Source organism: Yersinia sp. LJYL362, assembly GCF_048323875.1.
In genome coordinates, this window is record NZ_JBLWEX010000305.1 from 26,973 (window position 1) to 47,211 (window position 20,239).

Below are 20,239 nucleotides of genomic sequence, written 5' to 3' on the forward strand. Positions count from 1 at the left end.
TATTGTACATTTTAAGAATTTTGCTCAAACTAATATCAACAAACACATTGATATATCCAAAAACCAAAAACAGTCATTGTGGGATATTTCACTTTTGATAATACGAAAATTCCTACAAATAAGAAGGAAAGCGAGAAGAAGATGAAATAACGCCTGAACTAAATTAGGAATTCCGCCCATAACAAAGTCCTAAAGTCACATATCAATAACAATTTAACGCATTGTTTGTATTGAATATTCAAGAAAAAGCGCCTATGGAATAGTTATCTGGATTTTAAAGAGTATTGAGCCAAAAACCCTTGCATGTAATAATTTACCTATTAAACAGGATTTAAATAATAGTTATTAGAAATTTTCATCCACATAATAAATACATTGGATGGAGATGAATTTTATTATTCCAACATGTAAATACAAAATTGATAAGACTGTTGTTTCGTTATCGCTGAATACGTTAAATCCGAATAAGTGAATATCAACAAAAACGATTCGACTGATTAGGCGAAATAAAGCTGACATAACAACTGAGGCAGTAAGTGGATCACAAATTTCTTGATTACTATAATAAAGAACTGACTTTTATGCGCGAAATGGCGCAGGAATTCGCAGATAAGCATCCTAAAATAGCGGGCCGCTTAGGCATGCACGGGATTGAAGTTGCCGATCCCTATGTCGAACGCCTGATCGAGTCTTTCTGTTTTCTCTCTGCCAGAACACAAATTAAGCTGGATGCCGAATTCCCTAAATTTACTCAGCGCTTGCTGGATATTGTCTATCCCAATTACAACTCCCCCACTCCTTCAATGGGAGTGATTCAACTTAAGCCAAACCTAAAAGAGGGTGATCTGACTCAGGGCTATAATGTTCCTCGTGGCAGTTCATTTTTCACCCATATTGCCCCAGGTGAAACGACCCGTTGTGAATTTCGCAGTGGGCAAGATGTTGGGTTATGGCCGCTGGAGATAACAGAAGCGCGCCTAAGCTCCATTCCTCCCGATATGCCTAATCTGGAAAAGCACCGTATTGCCTATCATCGGCTCAAGGGTGCCTTGCGCATTAAGTTAAAACTGGTCGGCGACCTGCAATTTTCGCAGCTAGCAGGGTTGGACCGTCTGCCTATCTATATCAATGGCGACGAGAGGATCGTCTCTCACATCTTTGAACTTCTGCATGCCAGCCATGTTGCAACTATCATCCGTGCAGGGCACGGCGTGACAGCTGAAGATACCGTGATAAGCAATGACGCTCTTGCTTTTGAGGGGTTAAGCCCCGATCAAAGCCTGTTGCCACTGTCGTGGAATATTTTTCATGGCCATAACCTGATGCAGGAATACTTCACCTGCCGCCAGCGGTTCTATTTTTTCACACTGACTCAGCTGTCCAAAAGTCTGCGCAATAATCACACCAACGAAGCGGAGATTATTATCTTACTGGACCGGTTGCCACAGGAGCTGGTGAGTCATGTTGCTCCTTCTCGCTTCCTCTTGAATTGCACCCCGGTGATTAATCTATTCCAGAAGCGCATGGACAAGATTGAGATTAATCGTGCACTGAATGACTTTCACGTGGTGCCAGACCGAAGCCGACCGCTCGATTACGAAGTTTTCTCCATCACTAAAGTCTTTGGTCAACAAGCGGAAACCAGTAAAGAGGTGGTATTTAACCCCCTCTACCAAACGCGCCATTGTGACAATGGTAATTTTGGTCGCTATTTTTCCATTACCCGTAAGCCCAGAACGAGTCAGAACAATAAGCGTAAATATGACACTCGTACGCCTTATGCCAGTACTGAGGTCTTCGTTTCGCTGGTTGATCAACAAGAAGCGCCCTACGGCGATAACCTGCGGTATTTATCCATTGAGGCGCAGGTAACTAACCGAGATCTGCCGCGATTGATTACCAGTAATGGCAATTTTGAATTAACCATGTCGGATTCAGCTCCAGTACACGGCGCGCACTTTGTATTTCAGCCCAGCCCCCCTCGAGCACCTTTTGCGATAGATGAATCAGCCTGGCGATTAATCCGTCAGCTCAGTTTCAACTACTTGCCGCTATCCGATATGACTCATGCTAATGGGGGGGAGTCGCTACGTAACATGCTACGTCTGTTTGTTAGCGCCTCAGATCTTGAATCGAATACACAAATCGATGCACTGGTTGGTTGCAAAAGCGAGCCGGTAATCAGACGACTGCCCGGTAACGGCTTACTGGTGTATGGTCGTGGGATCTGTTGCACCTTGACCGTTGATGAAGAAGGGTTCTCCGGCATCAGCCCCTATCTGTTTGGCTTGATCATGGAAAACTATTTGGCACGCCACGCCGCGATTAATGTGTTTACCGAGACTGAATTGCACTCGATGCAAAGAGGACGTGTCGGTCAGTGGAAAGCCCGTCCTGGTCGCCGGGGAGTGCTGTGATGCAACCCGACGACAGCATACAGCAGCAGAGCCAACTCAATCTGGATACCTGGTACCAGCAAGCTGAGCCCTGGAATGCCGGTTTTATCAGCATGATGCGGGCTAATGCGGCCCGAACTCCCGATATGCCCGCTCCCGCTAAAGCTATGCTGCCGAAACAGGAAACCTTCCGTATCGGGCAAAGTGCCAATATGGCGTTCTCACCACGTGAGATAGCCCATGTTGAAATGAAAGACGGGAAGATGGACCTACAGCTTTTTGGTCTGGGTATCTGGGGGCCGCACGGCGCGATGCCGTTGCAAATGACTGAACTGGCTTACACCCGTGCTGAGTTGCATGACCATACGCTGACCGACTTTGCCGATCTATTTCATCATCGGGCGCTATCACAGCTCTATCGTGCATGGTTTGTCTCTCAGGACACCGCTTCGCTTGACAGGCAACATGATGAGAAATTCTCTTTTTATATCGGCAGCCTGGCCGGTTTAGACCCAGCGGAGCTGACACATAGTGCGCTGCCGGTACATGCCCATCTGGCTTCATCCGCCCATCTTATTCGTGAAGCACGTAACCCCGAAGGCTTAGTCGGCGCATTGCAATACTACTTTGAAGTGCCGGTCAGCATGGTCGAATACGCCCAACAGTGGATCTTTCTGGATAAAAGTGACCAGACGCAATTGGGCGATGGTGCCTCGGCGATGCTGTTAGGTGACGGTGCCATTCTGGGCGACACCGTTTTAGACCGACAGCATAAATTCGAGCTGATACTTGGGCCGCTCAGCCTGCAACAGTATTTGCGTTTCAGCCCATCAGGACAGGATTTACCGGTATTACGTGAATGGGTGCGTAACTTTGTCGGATTTGAATATGCCTGGGAAGTGCAGTTGCTATTAACGGCCGCTGAGGTTCCAACCGCCACGTTGGAGGGCACTAGCCAGTTGGGATACACCAGTTGGTTAGCCCGAGAGGATGTCTCAGCCAACGTACGTGGAATGAGTTTTGAACCCGAAATGCACCGTTATTAACCCATCAGCATCACGGCTAAGTCCGAGTGTGAAAAATTAGACGACGTCCACCCATGGCGTTAAAAGGAAGAAACATGAGTGTACCAAGTATCGCTGATAGCACCGGTTATTATCACCGCCTGATGCAACCTATTCCGGGTGATCATCCTTGCGGCCCAAGTTTGGAATATGACTCAGCATTTCTGATGCTGCAAACAAAACTGCAACCCAAGTTGACCGCCGAGTACGGCAATTTTGTTGAAGTTGCTGAGCCTACCAACTGGACCGATACCGAGCGAAAATGCCTTGAGCTGCTAGGTAAAGCCCGTGACATTCGGTTACTGATTATTCTGATGCGCTGTCGAATGCGTCAAATTGGCGTAAGTGCGGTGCAGGAAGGGCTGGAAGCCCTACTGTGGTGTCTGAGTGCCTGGCCGGATGATCTACATCCACAGTTACTTGATGAAGGCGAATTTGAACCTTTCATGCGGGCCAATGCTTTTGCAGAATTAGACGATATCGATGGTTTTATTGCTGATTTTCGCAACCAACCCCTGCCCAAAGCCGCAGGAATGCAAATATCAGTCAAAGAGCTTGAGAAAGCGCATTCGTTCCCGCGCGAAGAAGGTGCACTGGAAGAAGCGACTATGGAAGCCATTGAGCATGATTGGCAGGCCCGTTCCGATAGCGCGATCCTCTCATTGCAAAAAGCTTATGCATTGCTGTTGGAATTAACCGCACGTCTTAGCCATTCTCTCGGTGATGTCACCCCTGACTTCGTCAGATTGACCGCGGTGTTACGCCACTTTGGTGGAAGCAATATGGCCGATATTGCGCCTATCGCAGCCTTTGAAACACCTGAATATATTACGGCGACCGAGGCCACTGAAGTCTATACAACGGCCCCGGAATGGCAGCCTGAGGAAATAGTCACCGCAGCCAGTGTACCCACTGATACTGCGACTCCCACTTATCGGCCTGCGCCACACATGCCACCATTACAACAGCCATCATTACAACAGCCACCGCCTATAGCCGTTGTGGCACAAGTTCCCATCGCGCCAAAAGGAATTCAAAATCGCGCGGACGCGTTATCCCGACTCATTGAAGTACGCCAATGGTTTGCGACTACCGAGCCTAGCAGTCCGGTGATCGCACTATTGTCATTTTCAGAGAAAACCATTGGCAAAAGCTTTGGTGAATTACTGCAAATCATTCCACCAGAACTGATTTCTAAACTTGATGCAGGACAGGAGTAGTTAGCCATGACAAGGACGCTTTTTATATTGGCATTCGGCGCGGTTATCGCGGGGCAAGCACACGCCATCTGTACCATTGATACAGAAAGCAAAGACGGCGGAACTCTGCCATCAACCATGAATATACCTGGATTAACGATCACTGTTGATGCAGATGCCCCCGCCGATACCACCAAGTTTATTGCCGAGGCGGATTCAGCAACGCAAGGGACCAGAGTGACTTATGTCGATTGCGCCATTGGTAACCCTTATGGCAAAAATGTCGGCATCTTGTTGGGGGCAGATTTGGGTAAGGGATTATTTGCCACCAATATCGAGGGTATCGCCATTAAGCCTATGTGGAGTAATGGTGCTGCCTTTGGTACGTTCAATACTAACGGGGGAATGACATTTACCACTGAAATTGGCCGTTGGACTTATCCCCCTAACTCCTATTTTAGAATTGAGTTATATAAAACCAAGGAGACACTCTCCTTAACTAATACTTCGGGTCAGTTGGTGTTGCCGGCTGGCACTGCCGCCTACAACTGGGTGAACAGCAACAGTGAAACCAATTACGCACAAAAACTGGTTATTGGCCAAATCACTATTATTAGCACCCCATCCTGTACTTTTGACGGTACAAAAATTGTCGATTTTGGCCTGGTAACCTCAGGCACCTTGAATAACGGAGTCGAGCGCAATCTGGATTTTGATATCACCTGTAAAACTGATTATGGGCAATATTCAGCCACCGCTGCCATTACCACACAAACCCCGACTGCCGATGGGAATTATATCAAGGTTAAAGACAAGGATGGTCAGGATGATCGGATGCGCATAAAAATCAGCGACAGTAGCGGGAAATTACTGGCACCCAATGGCAATGATAAGGAGCAAAAGCTCAATATCGCCAGTGCGACACCGGCTGAATTTAAGTGGAAAGCCACTCTTGAACCGGTATCCGCCACAGCTAAACCCGCTAACGGCACCTTTAGCGCCGCCGCAGAAATTATTTTGCAAGTTAATTAACCCATTACGGCAACACTGTTAATTTACACGGATTATATATGCAGTCTGTATCTTCTATTTTTGTGAGCATTGCGAGCTATCGGGATTCAGAATTGATCCCGACGCTACATGACATGATAAATACAGCTAAAAGTCCCGAAAATCTCAATATTGCGGTTTTCTGGCAAGATGAGAATGACATCAATACTTTCATTAATCAGGGAATGCGGCTGATAGAAAGTCAAACCCATCTTGGCTATCCATTGCATCAATTGGAATATAACCAGGCGCATATATGGGTTTTAGCTGTGCATTATTATGAGAGCAAAGGGGCTTGTTGGGCCAGGCATATGGCCGAAGGGCTCTTTCAGGATGAAACCTATTTCTTGCAAATAGATTCCCATTGCCGATTTATTCAACACTGGGATCATGAAATGGTCACAATGTTAAATAGCCTGCGAGACAAAAGCCCTAAGCCAATATTATCCGCTTATCCCCCAGGTTATGAGCCCGGTGAGAATGAAAACAGAAAAGATTATGTCAGTCGGCTGATTTTTAATACTTTTACCCCTGAAGGCATGGTGCAAATGATGTCCACGCCTTTTACCGAAAATGCACCTGTGCGCTGCGGGTATTTAGCCGCTGGATTCATATTCACCGATGGCTGTTTTGTCCGTGAAGTCGCCAACGATCCCGACATTTTCTTTCTGGGGGAAGAAATTGCCATGGCTGCCCGCGCATTTACTCATGGCTACGATTGTTACGCTCCGCACAAAATTCTGCTGTGGCATTTCTATACTCGCAGCAAGCACAGCAAAGTTTGGTCCGATCACAATAATGAGGCCAAGAAATCTGGCGCGGTGGAACTGGCCTGGTGGGAGCGTGACAAAATAGCTAAAAGCCGGGTCCGTACTCTTCTGGGCACTGAACAAAGCAACGCAGAACTTGGTTGCTATGCATTGGGTTCACAACGTAGCTTACAAGAATTCGAATATCGCCTCGGGGTTAATTTTAGCAAGCGAGCTGTGCATCCGGATGTCGTCGGTACCCACAAAGTGAGCTATTTCACTGATCTCCCAACCGCCCACGAGCAGTGGTTAGAATCCTTAATTCTGGTCAATAAAAAAACGCTAAAAATAGAAAAGCATGAAGCCGATTTCACCCGTGAAGATGTGGAATGGTGGCACATCGGTGTTTATAACGCGCAAAACGCTCAAGTTATGGCTGAACATGTTGATATCAGCAATATGAAGAAAATCATTACCAAAACCGATGACTCAATCTTTGAGTTAAAACTGGCCTTTAATACCGAAACGGATTCAAACCCACGCTCTGTCAGAATATGTCCTTATATTCGCTTGCAGGGTTGGGGTGATGTTGTGGAGAAACCCTGGTGAAAAGCGAAGACATTTTCAAACAGATTTTAAGCATCGACACCTTATTATCTTTTAATGGCATTATTCCGTCGTTATCCGGCTTCCAGCGAAAACTGATTGCGCAAATCGAGGCATTTTGCCTCACACTGAAATCAGAACAACATCCTCCCATCGAAGTCGACAGGTTATGTCATCTGCTTTGCCACTATTTGGATAAACGCACTGAAAATACAATTAAAGATAAGGGGTTAAGTTGGGATAGCTATTTATTATTAGACTATTTCTATGGCTACAGTACGCCTGCTCCTGCTGATAATGTCAGCCTGGAAGCGTTATTAAATAGCGATGATGCAGTTATCTGCCAATATGCGCTAAAAATACTTGTCCTCTCGCGTAATTTGCCCACCCGTGATGTGAAATCGCAGCAATTATTTGCGCAGTATGGTCATAAGTTATTACCTCCTAATCTGGTTATGGATAACGATGATCTTCACATGGAGCCAGAGCCGGAGGAAACAGGCCACAATGAGGAACTTCTCGAAATAGAACCTGCATCTGAGCCACGTCGAATTTGGCGATCGTTAGGCTTACCTCTCTTTACCGCTCTGCTATCGCTCGGTGCGTTTTGGTTTTGGTGCTCTCGTTATTTAGGTGATCTGTCTTAAATGTTTAAGCTCAAATTAAATAAGTCGCTATTACTGCTCTGGTTGGCAACCTGTGGCGTATTGATAGCAAGTCTGGCTTTGTATGAAAATACGTTATGGAATAATGCTATTTTTATTACTTTCCTCGCCCTATTGGTGCTCACAGTATGGCAACATTACACCCTTAAACCAGAACCATCTCCGCCAGAACCACAACAACCCCCTCAACCGGTGGTTGCAGAAACTGCGCATCAGGGGAATACCGTCATTTTGATTCTTGGCCCCTATGCCGCCAAATGGTTTAGTCATCCGGGAGCTGCCGATAATACGCGTTTTTCCAGTCAGGCCATTTGGATCTTAATCCCCGATCCGGAATCATTGCAAAAAAGGCTCAAACATATAGCGACACATCACCCATCTGCGCAAGTATCGGCTTTTTTCCCATTCTTGCCTGATGTGTATGAAAATACATCAATTATCATTTCACAACTAACAAAATGGCAGAACAGTTTTTCGACCTTATCCCTGCAAACTCCCCTCACCTGCGTGTTTGCTATCTATATTCAGTTAAGTGAGGAACGTCTTAGCCATAATCCTGATAATGCGTATTGGACTGGAAATATTAATCTCGCCAATAAAAAAGAGATCGATATTACTGCTGCTTTCCAAGCATTGAGCCAAAAACTTGAGTCGCAAGATACTAGCAGTACGGCGTTCTCATCCCAGCGTCACGCAATTGCACATAATCTGTTTATTTGGTTAAACGAATCTGGCGTGACAAATAGCTTAAAAAATCTCTTTTCCCACACATCATTACAGCTGACTGATGTGATTTTGTCCGATAACGGAAAAGGGTTTATCAAACATGGTGCCTGGTCAGTATGGCTGGAAAAAACATTGGGAATTTTACCTGGTTTGGCCTCATCCCTATCACGACCACCTTTCCCGGAAGTGATTAATTGGCGAAAACCACAGATAGCCCCAGTGGTCAAATCGACTGTTATTGAAACCCCAACACCACCGAGATGGTTATGGAGTTTGGGTTTTGCCACCGTGCTATTAGCAGTACACATGGCCTATTCTTTATCACAAGAAAAAACTCGCCATGACCAATTTAACCAACAGATGGCAACTTTGGGCAATATGAGCGATATATCCATGCAACATATTACAGATAATATTGCGAAGTTAACTGACAAGGCCAGAACATACTCTAACTGCTTGAATATAATAAATATTACACGTTGGGGGCTATCTCAATGTGCACCGTTATTAAATAAAATAAATCACCAAATTGAAAGTTATCAAGATATCCCTGCGTTTAGCTCTACCCAAATGGCCCCAATGTTTGATTCAAATAGCATAAAACTGAAGCCCAATGCGCAAACAAACGAAACTTTGGCATCCTTGTTACTTCTGGTAGAGCAGCATCAAGGCAGAAAAGTTCTCATTATCGGTCATTCGGATAATACCGGCAGTGCTTCATTCAATATGACAATTTCCGAACAACGCGCAGTTGTAGTACGGGACTGGCTAATCAAAAACAGCGCACTTGCAAAAGAAGATTTCATTATCCGAGGAATGGGAGCATTAGAACCGGTCGCATCAAATGACACACCAGCAGGACAAGATCAAAATCGGCGCGTTGAAGTGCTGTTATTACCAATACATAACAAAAATGCGGGAGCTTAAAATCCAATGAATGCTAATTCTTCTACTTATTCTATTTTTGAGGGCACCTTTCTGACAACGGCCCCGGTTCTGGATCAGTCAGTGAATATCTTAATGTTCAGAGATCCTGATAACCACGAATATACCATTATCATTAACCGTGCTTTATTAGATGAAGAACAAACACCGGAAGATTTCTGTGAAAAAGAGATGGAAGCATTACGCAATAAATTACCTGGATTTCAAATTGAGGGAAAATTACTCAAACATGAGCTTGGCCCAGCGAAACTGCCCGTAGTACAAGTGGCAAACAATTTCTTGCAAGATGGGGAAATTACTCGCCAAGTACAATCTATCGTATTACTGCCGCATCATGCCATCTCAAATCCAGCTAATCGTGTCGTACTGATTTTCACTTTGACAACTGCCGGAGGTGAATTTACTGAACATCAACGCAAGCATTACGTACAAATTATTAATAGCTTCAATCCAAAAGTTGTATCAGCTCGTTAATATCAGCCAAAAACCACTTCACGCGATATTGTCCAATATAGCGTGAAGTGATAATTTTACCAAATGGGGGAGTTAAGGCAGTTTACCGAAAAAACAGTATGTGATATATCGTTTCGGGCAATACATTGCAAATCAGATACAAATGAAAACGGCTTCTTTGTTGCTATAGTTTTTCATATGTGATGCATAATTATAAAACTCTACGCGATTTAACACCCCCAGTTTTCTTATCGCATTTCTCCGATGGGTTAATACTGTTTTTTCAGAACGTTCAAGTATATTTGAAATATCTGTAATCGTATAACCTTGCCCAGTTAATTCTACCACTCGACTTTCAGTGATAGAAAGCTGGATATAATTCTTAAGCCCTAACCGTCTAAATATATCGCTGTTCATCATATTGCAGTGACTAAGGCGTGCAATAGCCAAAATTTTCTTGATTTTAGAGATAATGTCATAGATATCGAGCTGACTGCTATTAAAAGGAATGTTGACTGTCATCATCGGAGTATGACCACTACTGGTGCACTTCGCGATAAACCCACTTTCTTGGTATATATTGACGATCACCATAAAATCTTTAAATATCACATTGGCCAGGTGTATCGATTTTTTTTCATGCGGATTAAGGAATAAATAATCCTCAACGCCATCTTTATTAAAAACCTTCTGGAGTAGAGAATGCAAACCTAACTCATAGAAAGCATTTTGGGTTGTAATCGCTACACTTAACATTTTAAATGTCCCTTATTTTTACTCACTATCCTTAGTCAGGATGGGCTGAACAAATTTTGAATAGAAATGCTGATGACAAATAGTCATCAGCAGAATTTTATCTTTGCGATTGTCACTCTTTCACTGAGAAGCTCAGTAATGTGATAAGTGAAAAGTTAAAACCCGAGAGATAGAACTAACTTTACTCAAACTTCGATGATTGAGGGAAGTACATATATCTGAAGGAAATTCTAAATTTAAAATATTTATTTCATCTATCAACATAAACCTCTCAACTATGAACAATGTAGATTGTCAAATATGACCTCGATCATTGAAAATTCAATATGGCAATTAAACAACACTAAGAAGTAAAAGTATATGGGAATACCGCCACCAACATTGTCGGATTTTTCTTACACACATTGTAAAAATTCTTTGTCATAAAAAGGACATTGCGCTTGCCACCGTATACAGTTATTGGCTCATACGCTTTGACCGTCTTTTTATATTCCCTTTTGTGACAGCAGATTACCTTGATTTAAAGCCAAGACGGATATTCTTGATAACATCAAAGTACATGAATACTCTTTCAAATTTATTGATGTTAATAGCCATACCAACAACATGGTCAACTAAAAATAATTTTTTATGAGTCTGGCACAGAAATAAAATAAACCCATACATTTTCTATGGATGTTATGCCGCTAGCCAGTATATCTTGTCAACTCACTCGAAAGATAATCGTTTTGATAGCTTAGAAATAAAAAATCGATCGGTGATACCAATCAAATTATTTATACAATATGAATCCGAGGAGGAGGGTCGCCCCTCCCCCAGCCAGATTAACGTTACGATAACAAGAAAATATCTACATAAGCCTGAAGGGTTAAACAGAATAGACACTATCATCAATGCGATAACTGGCGTTCTTTCATCTCCGTAGCGACATGTTTATATTGAAAAACAAAGACAAAAATAACCAGCAAAATAAGTGTGTAAGCAGCAAATGAAAGCCAAATACTATTCCAGTCTTTGACGCCGTCCGCAGTAAAATAATCAACAACATGCCCACTGGCAATAGCACCAACGTATGCGCCGACACCGTTAACCATAGTCATGAACAGCCCTTGAGCACTGCCCCTAATATTATGACTTACCTCTTTTTCGACATAAATTGCACCAGAAATATTAAAGAAATCAAAGGCACAGCCATAAACAACCATTGATAGTAGCAACAGAACAATACCGCTTGCCGATGGATCGCCATAGGCGAATAGCGCGAAGCGTAAAGTCCAAGCGACCATACTGATCATCATGACGCGCTTAATACCAAAGCGAGACAAGAAGAATGGAATAGTTAGGATGAAAAAGACTTCGGCAATTTGCGCCATCGATAATAATATCGATGGATATTGGACCACCAGGCTATCTTGATAAAGGGGTTTTTGGCAAAATCATGCAGGAATGGGCTGCTAAAAGTGTGGCTGATTTGCAATGAAGCGCCTAGTAACATGGCAAATAAGAAAAAAATAGCCATCTTCTTTTGCTTGAACAATACAAATGCATCAAGGCCTAACAGATTAACCCACGAACGGTCTTTTTTAACATTTGAAGTCGGGCAGCTTGGCAGTGAACAGGCATATATAGCTAATAGCAACGCAGCACCTGAAGCAATATAAAGCTGAACATTACTCAGTTCGAATCCCGATAAACTAATGGCCCACATAGCAAAAATAAAACCGATAGTGCCAAAAACACGTACTGGGGGGAAATCTTTAACCGTATCCAGCCCTGCTTTCTCCAGACAAACATAGGAAATAGTATTGGATAGCGCAATCGTCGGCATATAGACCATGGCATTAAATAACATGACAAAAAACATTAAATTAGGGACTGAAACATTAGCAGCGATTAATAATGCAACAGCACCCAATAGGTGGCAGCAGGCATAGAGGATATTAGCTTTCACCCAGCGATCAGCAATAATGCCCACAATGCTGGGCATTAGAATGCAGGCAATGCCTTTCGCTCCATAGACCAAACCCACCTGCGCGCCGGTAAAGTTCAATGTATTCATCATGTAAGCACCCAGGGTGACCAGCCAGGCACCCCAGATAAAGAATTGAAGGAAAAACATAATTTTAAGCCGTTTTTTTATTATCATTTTTATTCTCCGTGATACGAATGCGTCGAGGGAATATTATGCTTATTGAGTCTGTAGGGGTGTTCCCTCTTTATTGATATCCCCTAATTTACCGTGGTAAATATCGTGGTAAATAGGGGACTAAATAGCGTTTTTATACTATTTTTGACGATCAGATTTTCGCTTTACTTTTCAGGAAAGCTTCAATTAGTTTAGTAAAATTAACTGATGCCAATTTTGCGCATTTTAATGTTTGTTCGTGTGACAGAACCACGTCAGACAGGCCTTCCGCCAGATTTGTAATGGCCGTGAGTGCAATGACTTTTAAACCGCAATGTGCCGCAGAAAGCACTTCAGGTACCACTGACATACCGACGACATCACCACCGATGATTTGCATCATGCGAATTTCAGCAGGCGTTTCAAAACACGGCCCCGGATATGAAACGAACACGCCTTCTGTCAGTGGAATATCAAGCTGCTGGGCAATATTCGCCATATCGGCACGCAACGCTTTATCATAAGCATTTGCCAGGCTAAAGAAACGTGGACCAAAACGCTCATCATTAGGCCCAACCAACGGCGTTCCCGGCATGGTATTAATATGATCTTTAAGCATCACCACTGAACCTGGTAATACTTCTGGTCGTAATGAACCGGCGGCGTTAGTACAGAATAAGAACTCGCATCCCATCAGTTTAAATGTGCGAACCGGATTGGTCATAATGCTCATGCCTTTGCCTTCATAGAAGTGGCCGCGGCCTTTCATGCACATGACAGGAACACCAAACAGATCACCTAACACCAATTCACCGGCATGACCGTGAACTGAACTGACAGGAAAACCGGGAATATCGGCGTAGCTAATGGTGGTGTCGTTAGTAATTTGTTCTACCAAACCGCCCAAGCCTGAACCTAAAATAAATGCTATCTGAGGTTTAAATCCGGATTTTATTTTCTGAATAACCTCAACGGCCTGAAATGGTAATTCACTAAAATTGATATTAATATTTGAGTTTGCGGTTGTCATAATATAACCCCTTAGTTATTTTAATTTTTATCCAATAAACTGGTTATTAAATAAACCAGCAAGAGAGTAAATAGGGAGAGAGATAGGTAATCTTCCCCATCATATGTAGTGGGTTATGACACAACCAATACTAAAATCCTGCTTATCCATACTGAAATGGTAATGGTTCGAGGTATGTTTCCACGCAATTATCGTCGATCACCAGAGGATAATAGGCAAACACATGACCACAAGAATAATTAAAGCGCATCTGCAAATGTTGGGGTTTACCGTCCTTCTTGGCGGTTCATTTATCGCCAGCGCCACCATTAGCAACTCATTGCCGCCAATGGTTATCACGTGGTTAAGGTACAGTATTGCCAGTCTGCTGTTCATTATCTTGCTGATAAGCCAGGGTTTACTCAAATTACCCAGTTATCGGGATTTAGGCCGCTACATCTTGATTAGTCTGCCACCACTGCTCTACTTCGGTTGCATGATTTTTTCACTGCAAACCACCAGTGCACTAAATTCAAGTGCGTTATACGCCACTGTACCCTTATTAAGCATGATAATGAGCATGGTATTACTCAACACTAAATCAACATGGCCGGTGATAGTGGCGCTATTAATGGGTATTTTGGGCGCTTTATTAATTATTTTTAAAGGTGACATCGCTCAACTTTTACAATTATCACTAATACCGTCTGATTATTTGTTCCTCTTTGGCTGTTTAGGTATGGCTCTAAATCCTATTGTGGTGAAGAAACTACATCGGGGTGAGCAAGCACTGGTTTTAACCGGTTGGAGTTTAATTTGTGCAACTTTGTTGCTAACAGTGGTGGTCGCCTATCAGTTACCCGATATTGCATGGCGTAATATTAGTCTTATTACCTGGAGTGGCGTTTTATATCTTGCCACTTTTGCTACGGCGTTAAGTTTCTTCCTATTCCAAAAAGCCTGTATTGTGTTGTCGCCAGCCAAAGTCTCAGGTTACGTTTACCTGATCCCACTGTCGGTTATTGTCACTAATATGATACTCGGCCAGCCAATAAACTGGGCAGAGATCGCCTCAGGGGCAGCTATCGTAGTGATTGCGATGGGTATTTTGATCAAAGCTAACTAATAAGCTCAGTTGCCTGTCATCAAAATAATTCGAGCAGCCGATCCAGCGCCTGAGTGTTGCTGCCGGGGTGGTAAACGGCAAATAGATCAGCAGAGAGATGTTCTTTTAGTGGAATGAATTTAATATTTGGCCAAGGAATTTCCTGCATGCTTTCGGGTACCAGAGCAATCCCCATATTGCTGTTTACAAACGCCAGTTGGGTTTGTGGTTCATCAAATTGATAAATAGTCAGCGGCTTACAGCCTGCATTGAGGCAGCTATTATATAAATTCTTTGAATAGCCAGAATGGGTAAAAGTGAGGAATATCAGATTCTGGCCGGAGAGATCTTTTAAAGTGAGTATATCTTTATCCGCCAATACACTCTCATAGGATACAGCCACCGCGACCCGCTGTTTTTCAACCCGTTGATAAGTCAGCGCCGGATTTTGCTCCAGATCAGCACAGCGCCAAAAGCCAATATCAAGCTTCTTACTTAATAGTGCTTCATATTGTTTGCTCGGTGGAAACTCATGCAATGACCAAGTGGTATTCGGGTTAAGCATTTTAAAGTGTTTGAATTTCTCTAATAACTGATGCCAAAGCGCTGAACCAATTATGCCAATATTGAGGTGACTTTGTTCATGTCGGGCAATATAAGAGACGCGGCTTAATGAGTTTTCGATATTCTCAAATACTTCCTTCATTTCAGCCCGCATCATTTCACCTGCCAGAGTTAACACCACGTTGCGGCTGTCTCGTATAAACAACGGGAAGCCCAAAGCATCTTCTAACTCTTTAATTTGCAAGCTTAATGGGGGTTGAGATATATGCAGGCGTTCCGCTGCTTTGCCAAAGTGCAATTCTTCTGAAACGGCTAAAAAATAACGGATCATTTTCAAATTAATACGGCCGGAAAAAAGAAGCTTCTGCATTCACTCTATCCAATTATTTTACTGCTTAACCTGAATTATGTTTTTGATAATAACATCATCTGATCATCCCATGACGACAAGTTATTGTATAAATACCGAACCCGATCACCTGGGTAACCTGATCCGGTATCAACTGGAAATTTAATTCACGCAACCAGGCAACTCAATATTGCTTTCGGCCAACGACCCCATATTGTTATACATCGCACAGGCCGCATCCACTAAGTGCATGGCTAACGCCGCACCACTGCCCTCGCCTAACCGCATGCCCATTTGCAAATAGGGTTCCAGTTGCAAATGGTTCAGTGCGATAACCGCGCCTTTTTCTGCTGATAGATGAGATGGAATCAGGTAATCACGCACCTTGGGTTCGATACGGCAAGCGGCCAACGCAGAAGCATAGGAGAGAAAACCATCCAACACCACAGGCAAGCCCGCAGCGGCAGCGCCTAACATCACTCCGGCCATACCCACCAGATCAAAACCACCGACTTTCGCCAGCACATCAATGCCATCACTGGCATCTGGCTGATTGGTTTCAATTGCGCGCCGTACTACGGCCACTTTGTGATGTAATTGCTCGCTGGGGAAATTAGCCCCGATCCCCACTGTCAACTCAGGATCGCTGTCGGTAAATACACTGACCATCGCCGCTGCGGGGGTGGTATTCGCCATCCCCAACTCACCCACGCCAAACACTTTCACGCCGCCCGCAGCCTGTTGTAGTGTCAGTGTCGCACTGGCAATCAGTAAATCTTCGGCTTGTTGACGAGTCATGGCCGCACCGCAGGCAATATTGCCGCAGCCGCGCGCCACTTTCATGTCAATCACGCCGGGCAGTGTATCGCTGTCGATACCCACATCCACTATCTTGACTTCAGCACCGGCATTGGCCGCCAATACACAAACACCGGTCACACCCCTGACCATATTAAGTGCTTGTACCATAGTCACAACACGAGGTGAGACAGCCACGCCTTCATCGTAAACACCGTGGTCAGCCGCCATCACAATGATTTGTTTGCGATCAACCTGATGACCATATAAACCGCGCATCCCCGCTAATTGAACTGCTAACTGCTCCAAACGCCCCAGACTACCTTGCGGTTTTAGCAAACCATCCAGCCGTGTTTTAGCTCGGGCCATCGCTTTGCTATCCAGTGGAGCAATGGTGCGCAGAATTGATGAAAGTGTTTGCATCTATTTAACCTCGTGGTGCAGGCTGCCAGGCAGCCCGGCTGTTGAACGCACGCAACGTGACAAACCCATCATGGATCTCCAACACGCTGTATGCCCCCTGCTCAAAATGAAAATGCCACATGGCGGCGGCTGGCATCGCCAGTAAACGCGCCAGCATCAGGCTTAATACTCCCTGATGGGCAACCAACAGTTGATTGTTATCGTGATTGTTTGTTTGGTAATTGTTTGTTTGGTGACGATTTGTTTGGTGGCTGTTGGTTGAAAGCAGTGACTGAACGACGCTTTCGACTCGGTCTGAAAATTGTATAAAAGACTCCCCGCCAGTAGGGCTGGCCTGTTGCCAGTCTGCCACCCATGCGACCCATGCATCAGGGTCTTCACGTTGTAAATCATGGTGATGGCGCATTTCCCACTCACCAAAATTCATTTCATTTAATTGGTCATTAATGCCCGCATTTATGGGATGCCCCGCCAGCACGATATCGGCAGTATGCCGCGCACGTAGCAACTGGCTACTGACACCATCAGCAAACGCCACATCCGCCAGCCAACTGGCGACATCACCGGCCTGTTCGACGCCGAGTGGCGTTAACGCCAAGTCAGTCAAGCCGCAAAAAACACCGCGCAAATTGGCTTCGGTTTGCCCATGGCGCACCAGAAAAAGTCGCATAGAATGGCTCATCAAAAGTGTTCGAAAACAGGTCGTGTTACAGCAACGCCAGTAGGAATATCAACTCACCCACTTCGGCCGCCGCGCCCAGCGTGTCACCGGTTTGTCCCCCCAGACGGCGGCGCAGGTAGATTGCCAATAATGCCACCACAACCATGCTAATCACCAACGCCAACAGCGCCGCGCTTTGACCCAGTAACAGGGTTAATATCGCACCACCGGCCAAGGTGACAAGTGTTTGTTTCCCTGTCACTTTACCGATGTAAATGTTGCCTAATCCATTACCTTCGCGCGCATAGCGTTGGCGATACATCAACAGCACAATTACTGTGCGCCCGGCCACTGAGGCAGCGGTGAGCATCAGTAGCATCGGTGCATCACGCAGCGCCAACTCACTGACCACCAGTACTTTTGCCACCACGATAAATATCAACGCCAAACCGCCGTTAGTACCGAGGCGGCTGTCGCGCATGATTTCCAGCATTTGCTCGCGCTTGCGGGCAGAAAACACCCCATCACAGGTATCTGCCAGCCCGTCGAGATGAAAAGCACCGGTAACCAGTGCCAACGCCAGGACATATCCCAACGCCGCCAGTGGCACACCGCACCACGGAGCTAGCAGAGTGAAAACCACCCCACCGATCACCCCAACAATCAGGCCGATAAACGGAAAACCGATAATACCGCGCTCGTAGTTATCCAGCGCCAGCCCTTGCGTCCAGCGCTCTGGCACCGGAATGCGGGTCATAAACTGCAATGTTGCGAGAAATAGACGCAGGCTCATTTAATCTTAACCTCAATACCCGAAATCACTAAAAACACCTCATCAGCCGCCGCTGCCAATCGCTGATTGACTCGCCCGGCAATATCACGAAAATGCCGCGCCAGGCGATTTTCCGGTACGATCCCCATGCCCAGCTCGTTGGTCACCAGATAAATAGGCGCACTACTGCGAGCACAAGCCGCCAACAACTCGGTAATTTGCTGCGAAATACCCGCTTCAAGCGCGGTAAAATCCATCTGTTCCGCTGGCGTATCCCCCGCCAGTTCAAACAGCAAATTGGTAATCAGTGTGGTAATGCATTCCAACATAACGGCTTCGCCGGGTTCGACGTGCTTTTCCAGCACCACGCCGAGATCACGATAGCCTTCCCAGGTACGCCAATGCGCCGGGCGGCTGGCACGGTGTAAAGCAACCCGCTCTGCCATTTCCGCATCTGTTACCACTGAGGTCGCAATGTAAAATACCCGTTCGGCCGCTTGTACCGCCAAACGTTCGGCCAATGAACTCTTGCCACTGCGCGCCCCTCCGGTAATCAAAATCACTGTGCGCGCTCCTGTTGATGCTGTTTCATTAGTTTGAAAATCCTATCAATATCAATATGCTCGCGCATCTGTGATGCCAGAATATCGAACTGTTGCTGTTTATGTTCAGCATAATTCACTGTCACGCCATCAAAAGCAGCCAGCCCTTTGCGTTGACGCAGGCTATCTAATAGCGCGCGGGTAAAGTGGTGGCTGTCAAATAGCCCGTGGATATAGCTGCCCAATACGCTACCATCGCCATTCACCGCGCCATCCACCCACTGCTCGGCTTGTCCGTTACGTAAAGTTAGCTGTGCAAAAGGTATGGCATCACTGCCCAGATGGGAGACACCCATATGGATTTCATAACCTTCCAGCGGATGATCACCACAGTTTTTCAATATGCCTGGCAGGCCAATCTGACAATAACCGCTAACGCGCGTGGTGACTTTATCTGGCGCGAACTCGGTTTCCACATCCAGCAACCCCAAGCCATCCATCTGTTCAAGGCCCGACTCCACGCCATCAATAATGCGTTTTCCCAGCATTTGATAACCACCGCAAATGCCTATCACCGGTACATTACGTTGATGTAGCTTCAGTAACGCTGCCGCCAGCCCGCAGTGGTGCAGCCATTGCAAATCACCCAGCGTATTCTTGCTGCCCGGCAAAATAATCAAATCCGGCTGGCCCAACGCCGACAACTGCGATACATAGCGCAGGCGCACATCCGGTTGCGCGGCCAGCGCATTAAAATCAGTAAAGTTAGCGATATGAGGTAAGCGGATCACCGCAATATCCAGTGCCTTTTCTGCCGTATCCTGATATTTGCCATTTTGCAGAGCGACACCATCTTCATCTTCTAAATCTATATCCAGCCACGGCATCACCCCCAGTACGGGGACATTGGTCAGGGCTTCAATCTGTTCCAGGCCTGGGGTCAGCAGTGCGATATCGCCACGAAATTTATTGATTATCACCCCTTTGACGCGGGCTTTTTCATGGGGATGCAGCAGCGCCAGAGTGCCATAGATAGAGGCAAACACGCCGCCTCTATCAATGTCCGCCACCAGTAATACCGGCGCGTCTGCCATTTCAGCCATACCCATATTGACGATATCGCGGTCACGCAGATTAATTTCCGCCGGGCTGCCCGCACCTTCCAGCACCATGACGTCATATTCGCGTGCCAAACTGTGGTAAACCTCGCTGATTTGCTGCTGCAATTGCGGTTTGTACTGATGGTATTCCACCGCATCCATATTGCAGGCAACTTTGCCCA

The 20,239-nt window shown here is 45.4% G+C and carries 17 protein-coding genes and 1 pseudogene; 9 read left to right on the plus strand and 9 right to left on the minus strand.

The window, feature by feature from the left end:
* The first annotated feature begins 536 nt into the window (after positions 1-536).
* From tssF to ACNSO8_RS23370, 8 genes are all read left to right on the plus strand, one after another.
* On the plus strand, positions 537-2,417 hold the full coding sequence (gene tssF / locus ACNSO8_RS23335; RefSeq protein ID WP_019080955.1) for a type VI secretion system baseplate subunit TssF: 1,881 nt from the start codon (positions 537-539) through the stop codon (positions 2,415-2,417).
* Positions 2,417-3,442, plus strand: a complete 1,026-nt coding sequence (gene tssG, locus ACNSO8_RS23340) for a type VI secretion system baseplate subunit TssG (protein ID WP_019080956.1) — start codon at positions 2,417-2,419, stop codon at positions 3,440-3,442. The genes tssF and tssG overlap by 1 nt, the downstream gene beginning before the upstream one ends.
* Before the next feature lie 74 nt (positions 3,443-3,516).
* On the plus strand, positions 3,517-4,680 hold the full coding sequence (locus tag ACNSO8_RS23345; RefSeq protein ID WP_050159988.1) for an ImpA family type VI secretion system protein: 1,164 nt from the start codon (positions 3,517-3,519) through the stop codon (positions 4,678-4,680).
* A gap of 6 nt (positions 4,681-4,686) precedes the next feature.
* On the plus strand, positions 4,687-5,691 hold the full coding sequence (locus tag ACNSO8_RS23350) for a fimbrial protein (RefSeq protein ID WP_019082801.1): 1,005 nt from the start codon (positions 4,687-4,689) through the stop codon (positions 5,689-5,691).
* 38 nt (positions 5,692-5,729) lie between these two features.
* Entirely contained in the window at positions 5,730-7,067 is a 1,338-nt protein-coding gene (locus tag ACNSO8_RS23355; protein ID WP_019080958.1) for a GlcNAc-transferase family protein, read from the plus strand.
* Complete coding sequence (locus ACNSO8_RS23360) at positions 7,064-7,711, plus strand: hypothetical protein (RefSeq protein ID WP_019080959.1); 648 nt, start codon at positions 7,064-7,066, stop codon at positions 7,709-7,711. The genes ACNSO8_RS23355 and ACNSO8_RS23360 overlap by 4 nt, the downstream gene beginning before the upstream one ends.
* Positions 7,712-9,382, plus strand: a complete 1,671-nt coding sequence (locus ACNSO8_RS23365) for an OmpA family protein (RefSeq protein WP_400185775.1) — start codon at positions 7,712-7,714, stop codon at positions 9,380-9,382.
* Positions 9,383-9,388: 6 nt separating this feature from the next.
* Complete coding sequence (locus ACNSO8_RS23370) at positions 9,389-9,874, plus strand: DcrB-related protein (protein WP_005168514.1); 486 nt, start codon at positions 9,389-9,391, stop codon at positions 9,872-9,874.
* A gap of 132 nt (positions 9,875-10,006) precedes the next feature.
* Here ACNSO8_RS23370 and ACNSO8_RS23375 read toward each other — a convergent pair whose 3' ends face one another.
* From ACNSO8_RS23375 to xapA, 3 genes and pseudogenes are all read right to left on the minus strand, one after another.
* On the minus strand, positions 10,007-10,609 hold the full coding sequence (locus tag ACNSO8_RS23375) for a helix-turn-helix transcriptional regulator (RefSeq protein WP_019080961.1): 603 nt from the start codon (positions 10,607-10,609) through the stop codon (positions 10,007-10,009).
* A gap of 890 nt (positions 10,610-11,499) precedes the next feature.
* A pseudogene (locus ACNSO8_RS23380) lies at positions 11,500-12,755 on the minus strand (nucleoside permease).
* A 151-nt stretch (positions 12,756-12,906) separates the two neighbouring features.
* Positions 12,907-13,764, minus strand: coding sequence for a xanthosine phosphorylase (xapA, locus tag ACNSO8_RS23385; RefSeq protein ID WP_411937493.1), 858 nt, complete (start codon positions 13,762-13,764; stop codon positions 12,907-12,909).
* Positions 13,765-14,020: 256 nt separating this feature from the next.
* Here xapA and ACNSO8_RS23390 point away from each other — a divergent pair, with 256 nt between their 5' ends.
* Entirely contained in the window at positions 14,021-14,869 is an 849-nt protein-coding gene (locus tag ACNSO8_RS23390; RefSeq protein WP_411937667.1) for a DMT family transporter, read from the plus strand.
* A 19-nt stretch (positions 14,870-14,888) separates the two neighbouring features.
* On the opposite strand, the gene ACNSO8_RS23395 is transcribed toward ACNSO8_RS23390, so the two are convergent.
* From ACNSO8_RS23395 to ACNSO8_RS23420, 6 genes are all read right to left on the minus strand, one after another.
* Positions 14,889-15,782 (minus strand): LysR family transcriptional regulator, encoded by an 894-nt coding sequence (locus ACNSO8_RS23395; RefSeq protein WP_050162646.1) that lies wholly within the window; start codon positions 15,780-15,782, stop codon positions 14,889-14,891.
* A 141-nt stretch (positions 15,783-15,923) separates the two neighbouring features.
* Complete coding sequence (gene cobT / locus ACNSO8_RS23400) at positions 15,924-16,982, minus strand: nicotinate-nucleotide--dimethylbenzimidazole phosphoribosyltransferase (protein WP_019080966.1); 1,059 nt, start codon at positions 16,980-16,982, stop codon at positions 15,924-15,926.
* A 4-nt stretch (positions 16,983-16,986) separates the two neighbouring features.
* Positions 16,987-17,652, minus strand: coding sequence for an adenosylcobalamin/alpha-ribazole phosphatase (locus tag ACNSO8_RS23405; RefSeq protein WP_050880748.1), 666 nt, complete (start codon positions 17,650-17,652; stop codon positions 16,987-16,989).
* Positions 17,653-17,689: 37 nt separating this feature from the next.
* Positions 17,690-18,436 (minus strand): adenosylcobinamide-GDP ribazoletransferase, encoded by a 747-nt coding sequence (gene cobS, locus ACNSO8_RS23410; protein ID WP_050160000.1) that lies wholly within the window; start codon positions 18,434-18,436, stop codon positions 17,690-17,692.
* Positions 18,433-18,978, minus strand: coding sequence for a bifunctional adenosylcobinamide kinase/adenosylcobinamide-phosphate guanylyltransferase (gene cobU, locus ACNSO8_RS23415; protein ID WP_411937495.1), 546 nt, complete (start codon positions 18,976-18,978; stop codon positions 18,433-18,435). The genes cobS and cobU overlap by 4 nt, the downstream gene beginning before the upstream one ends.
* On the minus strand, positions 18,975-20,239 hold a 1,265-nt coding region (locus tag ACNSO8_RS23420; RefSeq protein WP_418396066.1), incomplete at its 5' end, for a cobyric acid synthase. The genes cobU and ACNSO8_RS23420, both read right to left, overlap by 4 nt.

Bases quoted from the DNA above. Each gene is read 5' to 3' on its own strand.
- tssG (WP_019080956.1), top strand. From the start codon at position 2,417: ATGCAACCCGACGACAGCATACAGCAGCAGAGCCAACTCAATCTGGAT.
- ACNSO8_RS23345 (WP_050159988.1), top strand. From the start codon at position 3,517: ATGAGTGTACCAAGTATCGCTGATAGCACCGGTTATTATCACCGCCTG.
- ACNSO8_RS23350 (WP_019082801.1), top strand. From the start codon at position 4,687: ATGACAAGGACGCTTTTTATATTGGCATTCGGCGCGGTTATCGCGGGG.
- ACNSO8_RS23355 (WP_019080958.1), top strand. From the start codon at position 5,730: ATGCAGTCTGTATCTTCTATTTTTGTGAGCATTGCGAGCTATCGGGAT.
- ACNSO8_RS23365 (WP_400185775.1), top strand. From the start codon at position 7,712: ATGTTTAAGCTCAAATTAAATAAGTCGCTATTACTGCTCTGGTTGGCA.
- ACNSO8_RS23370 (WP_005168514.1), top strand. From the start codon at position 9,389: ATGAATGCTAATTCTTCTACTTATTCTATTTTTGAGGGCACCTTTCTG.
- ACNSO8_RS23375 (WP_019080961.1), bottom strand. From the start codon at position 10,609: ATGTTAAGTGTAGCGATTACAACCCAAAATGCTTTCTATGAGTTAGGT.
- xapA (WP_411937493.1), bottom strand. From the start codon at position 13,764: ATGACAACCGCAAACTCAAATATTAATATCAATTTTAGTGAATTACCA.
- ACNSO8_RS23390 (WP_411937667.1), top strand. From the start codon at position 14,021: ATGTTGGGGTTTACCGTCCTTCTTGGCGGTTCATTTATCGCCAGCGCC.
- ACNSO8_RS23395 (WP_050162646.1), bottom strand. From the start codon at position 15,782: ATGCAGAAGCTTCTTTTTTCCGGCCGTATTAATTTGAAAATGATCCGT.
- cobT (WP_019080966.1), bottom strand. From the start codon at position 16,982: ATGCAAACACTTTCATCAATTCTGCGCACCATTGCTCCACTGGATAGC.
- ACNSO8_RS23405 (WP_050880748.1), bottom strand. From the start codon at position 17,652: ATGCGACTTTTTCTGGTGCGCCATGGGCAAACCGAAGCCAATTTGCGC.
- cobS (WP_050160000.1), bottom strand. From the start codon at position 18,436: ATGAGCCTGCGTCTATTTCTCGCAACATTGCAGTTTATGACCCGCATT.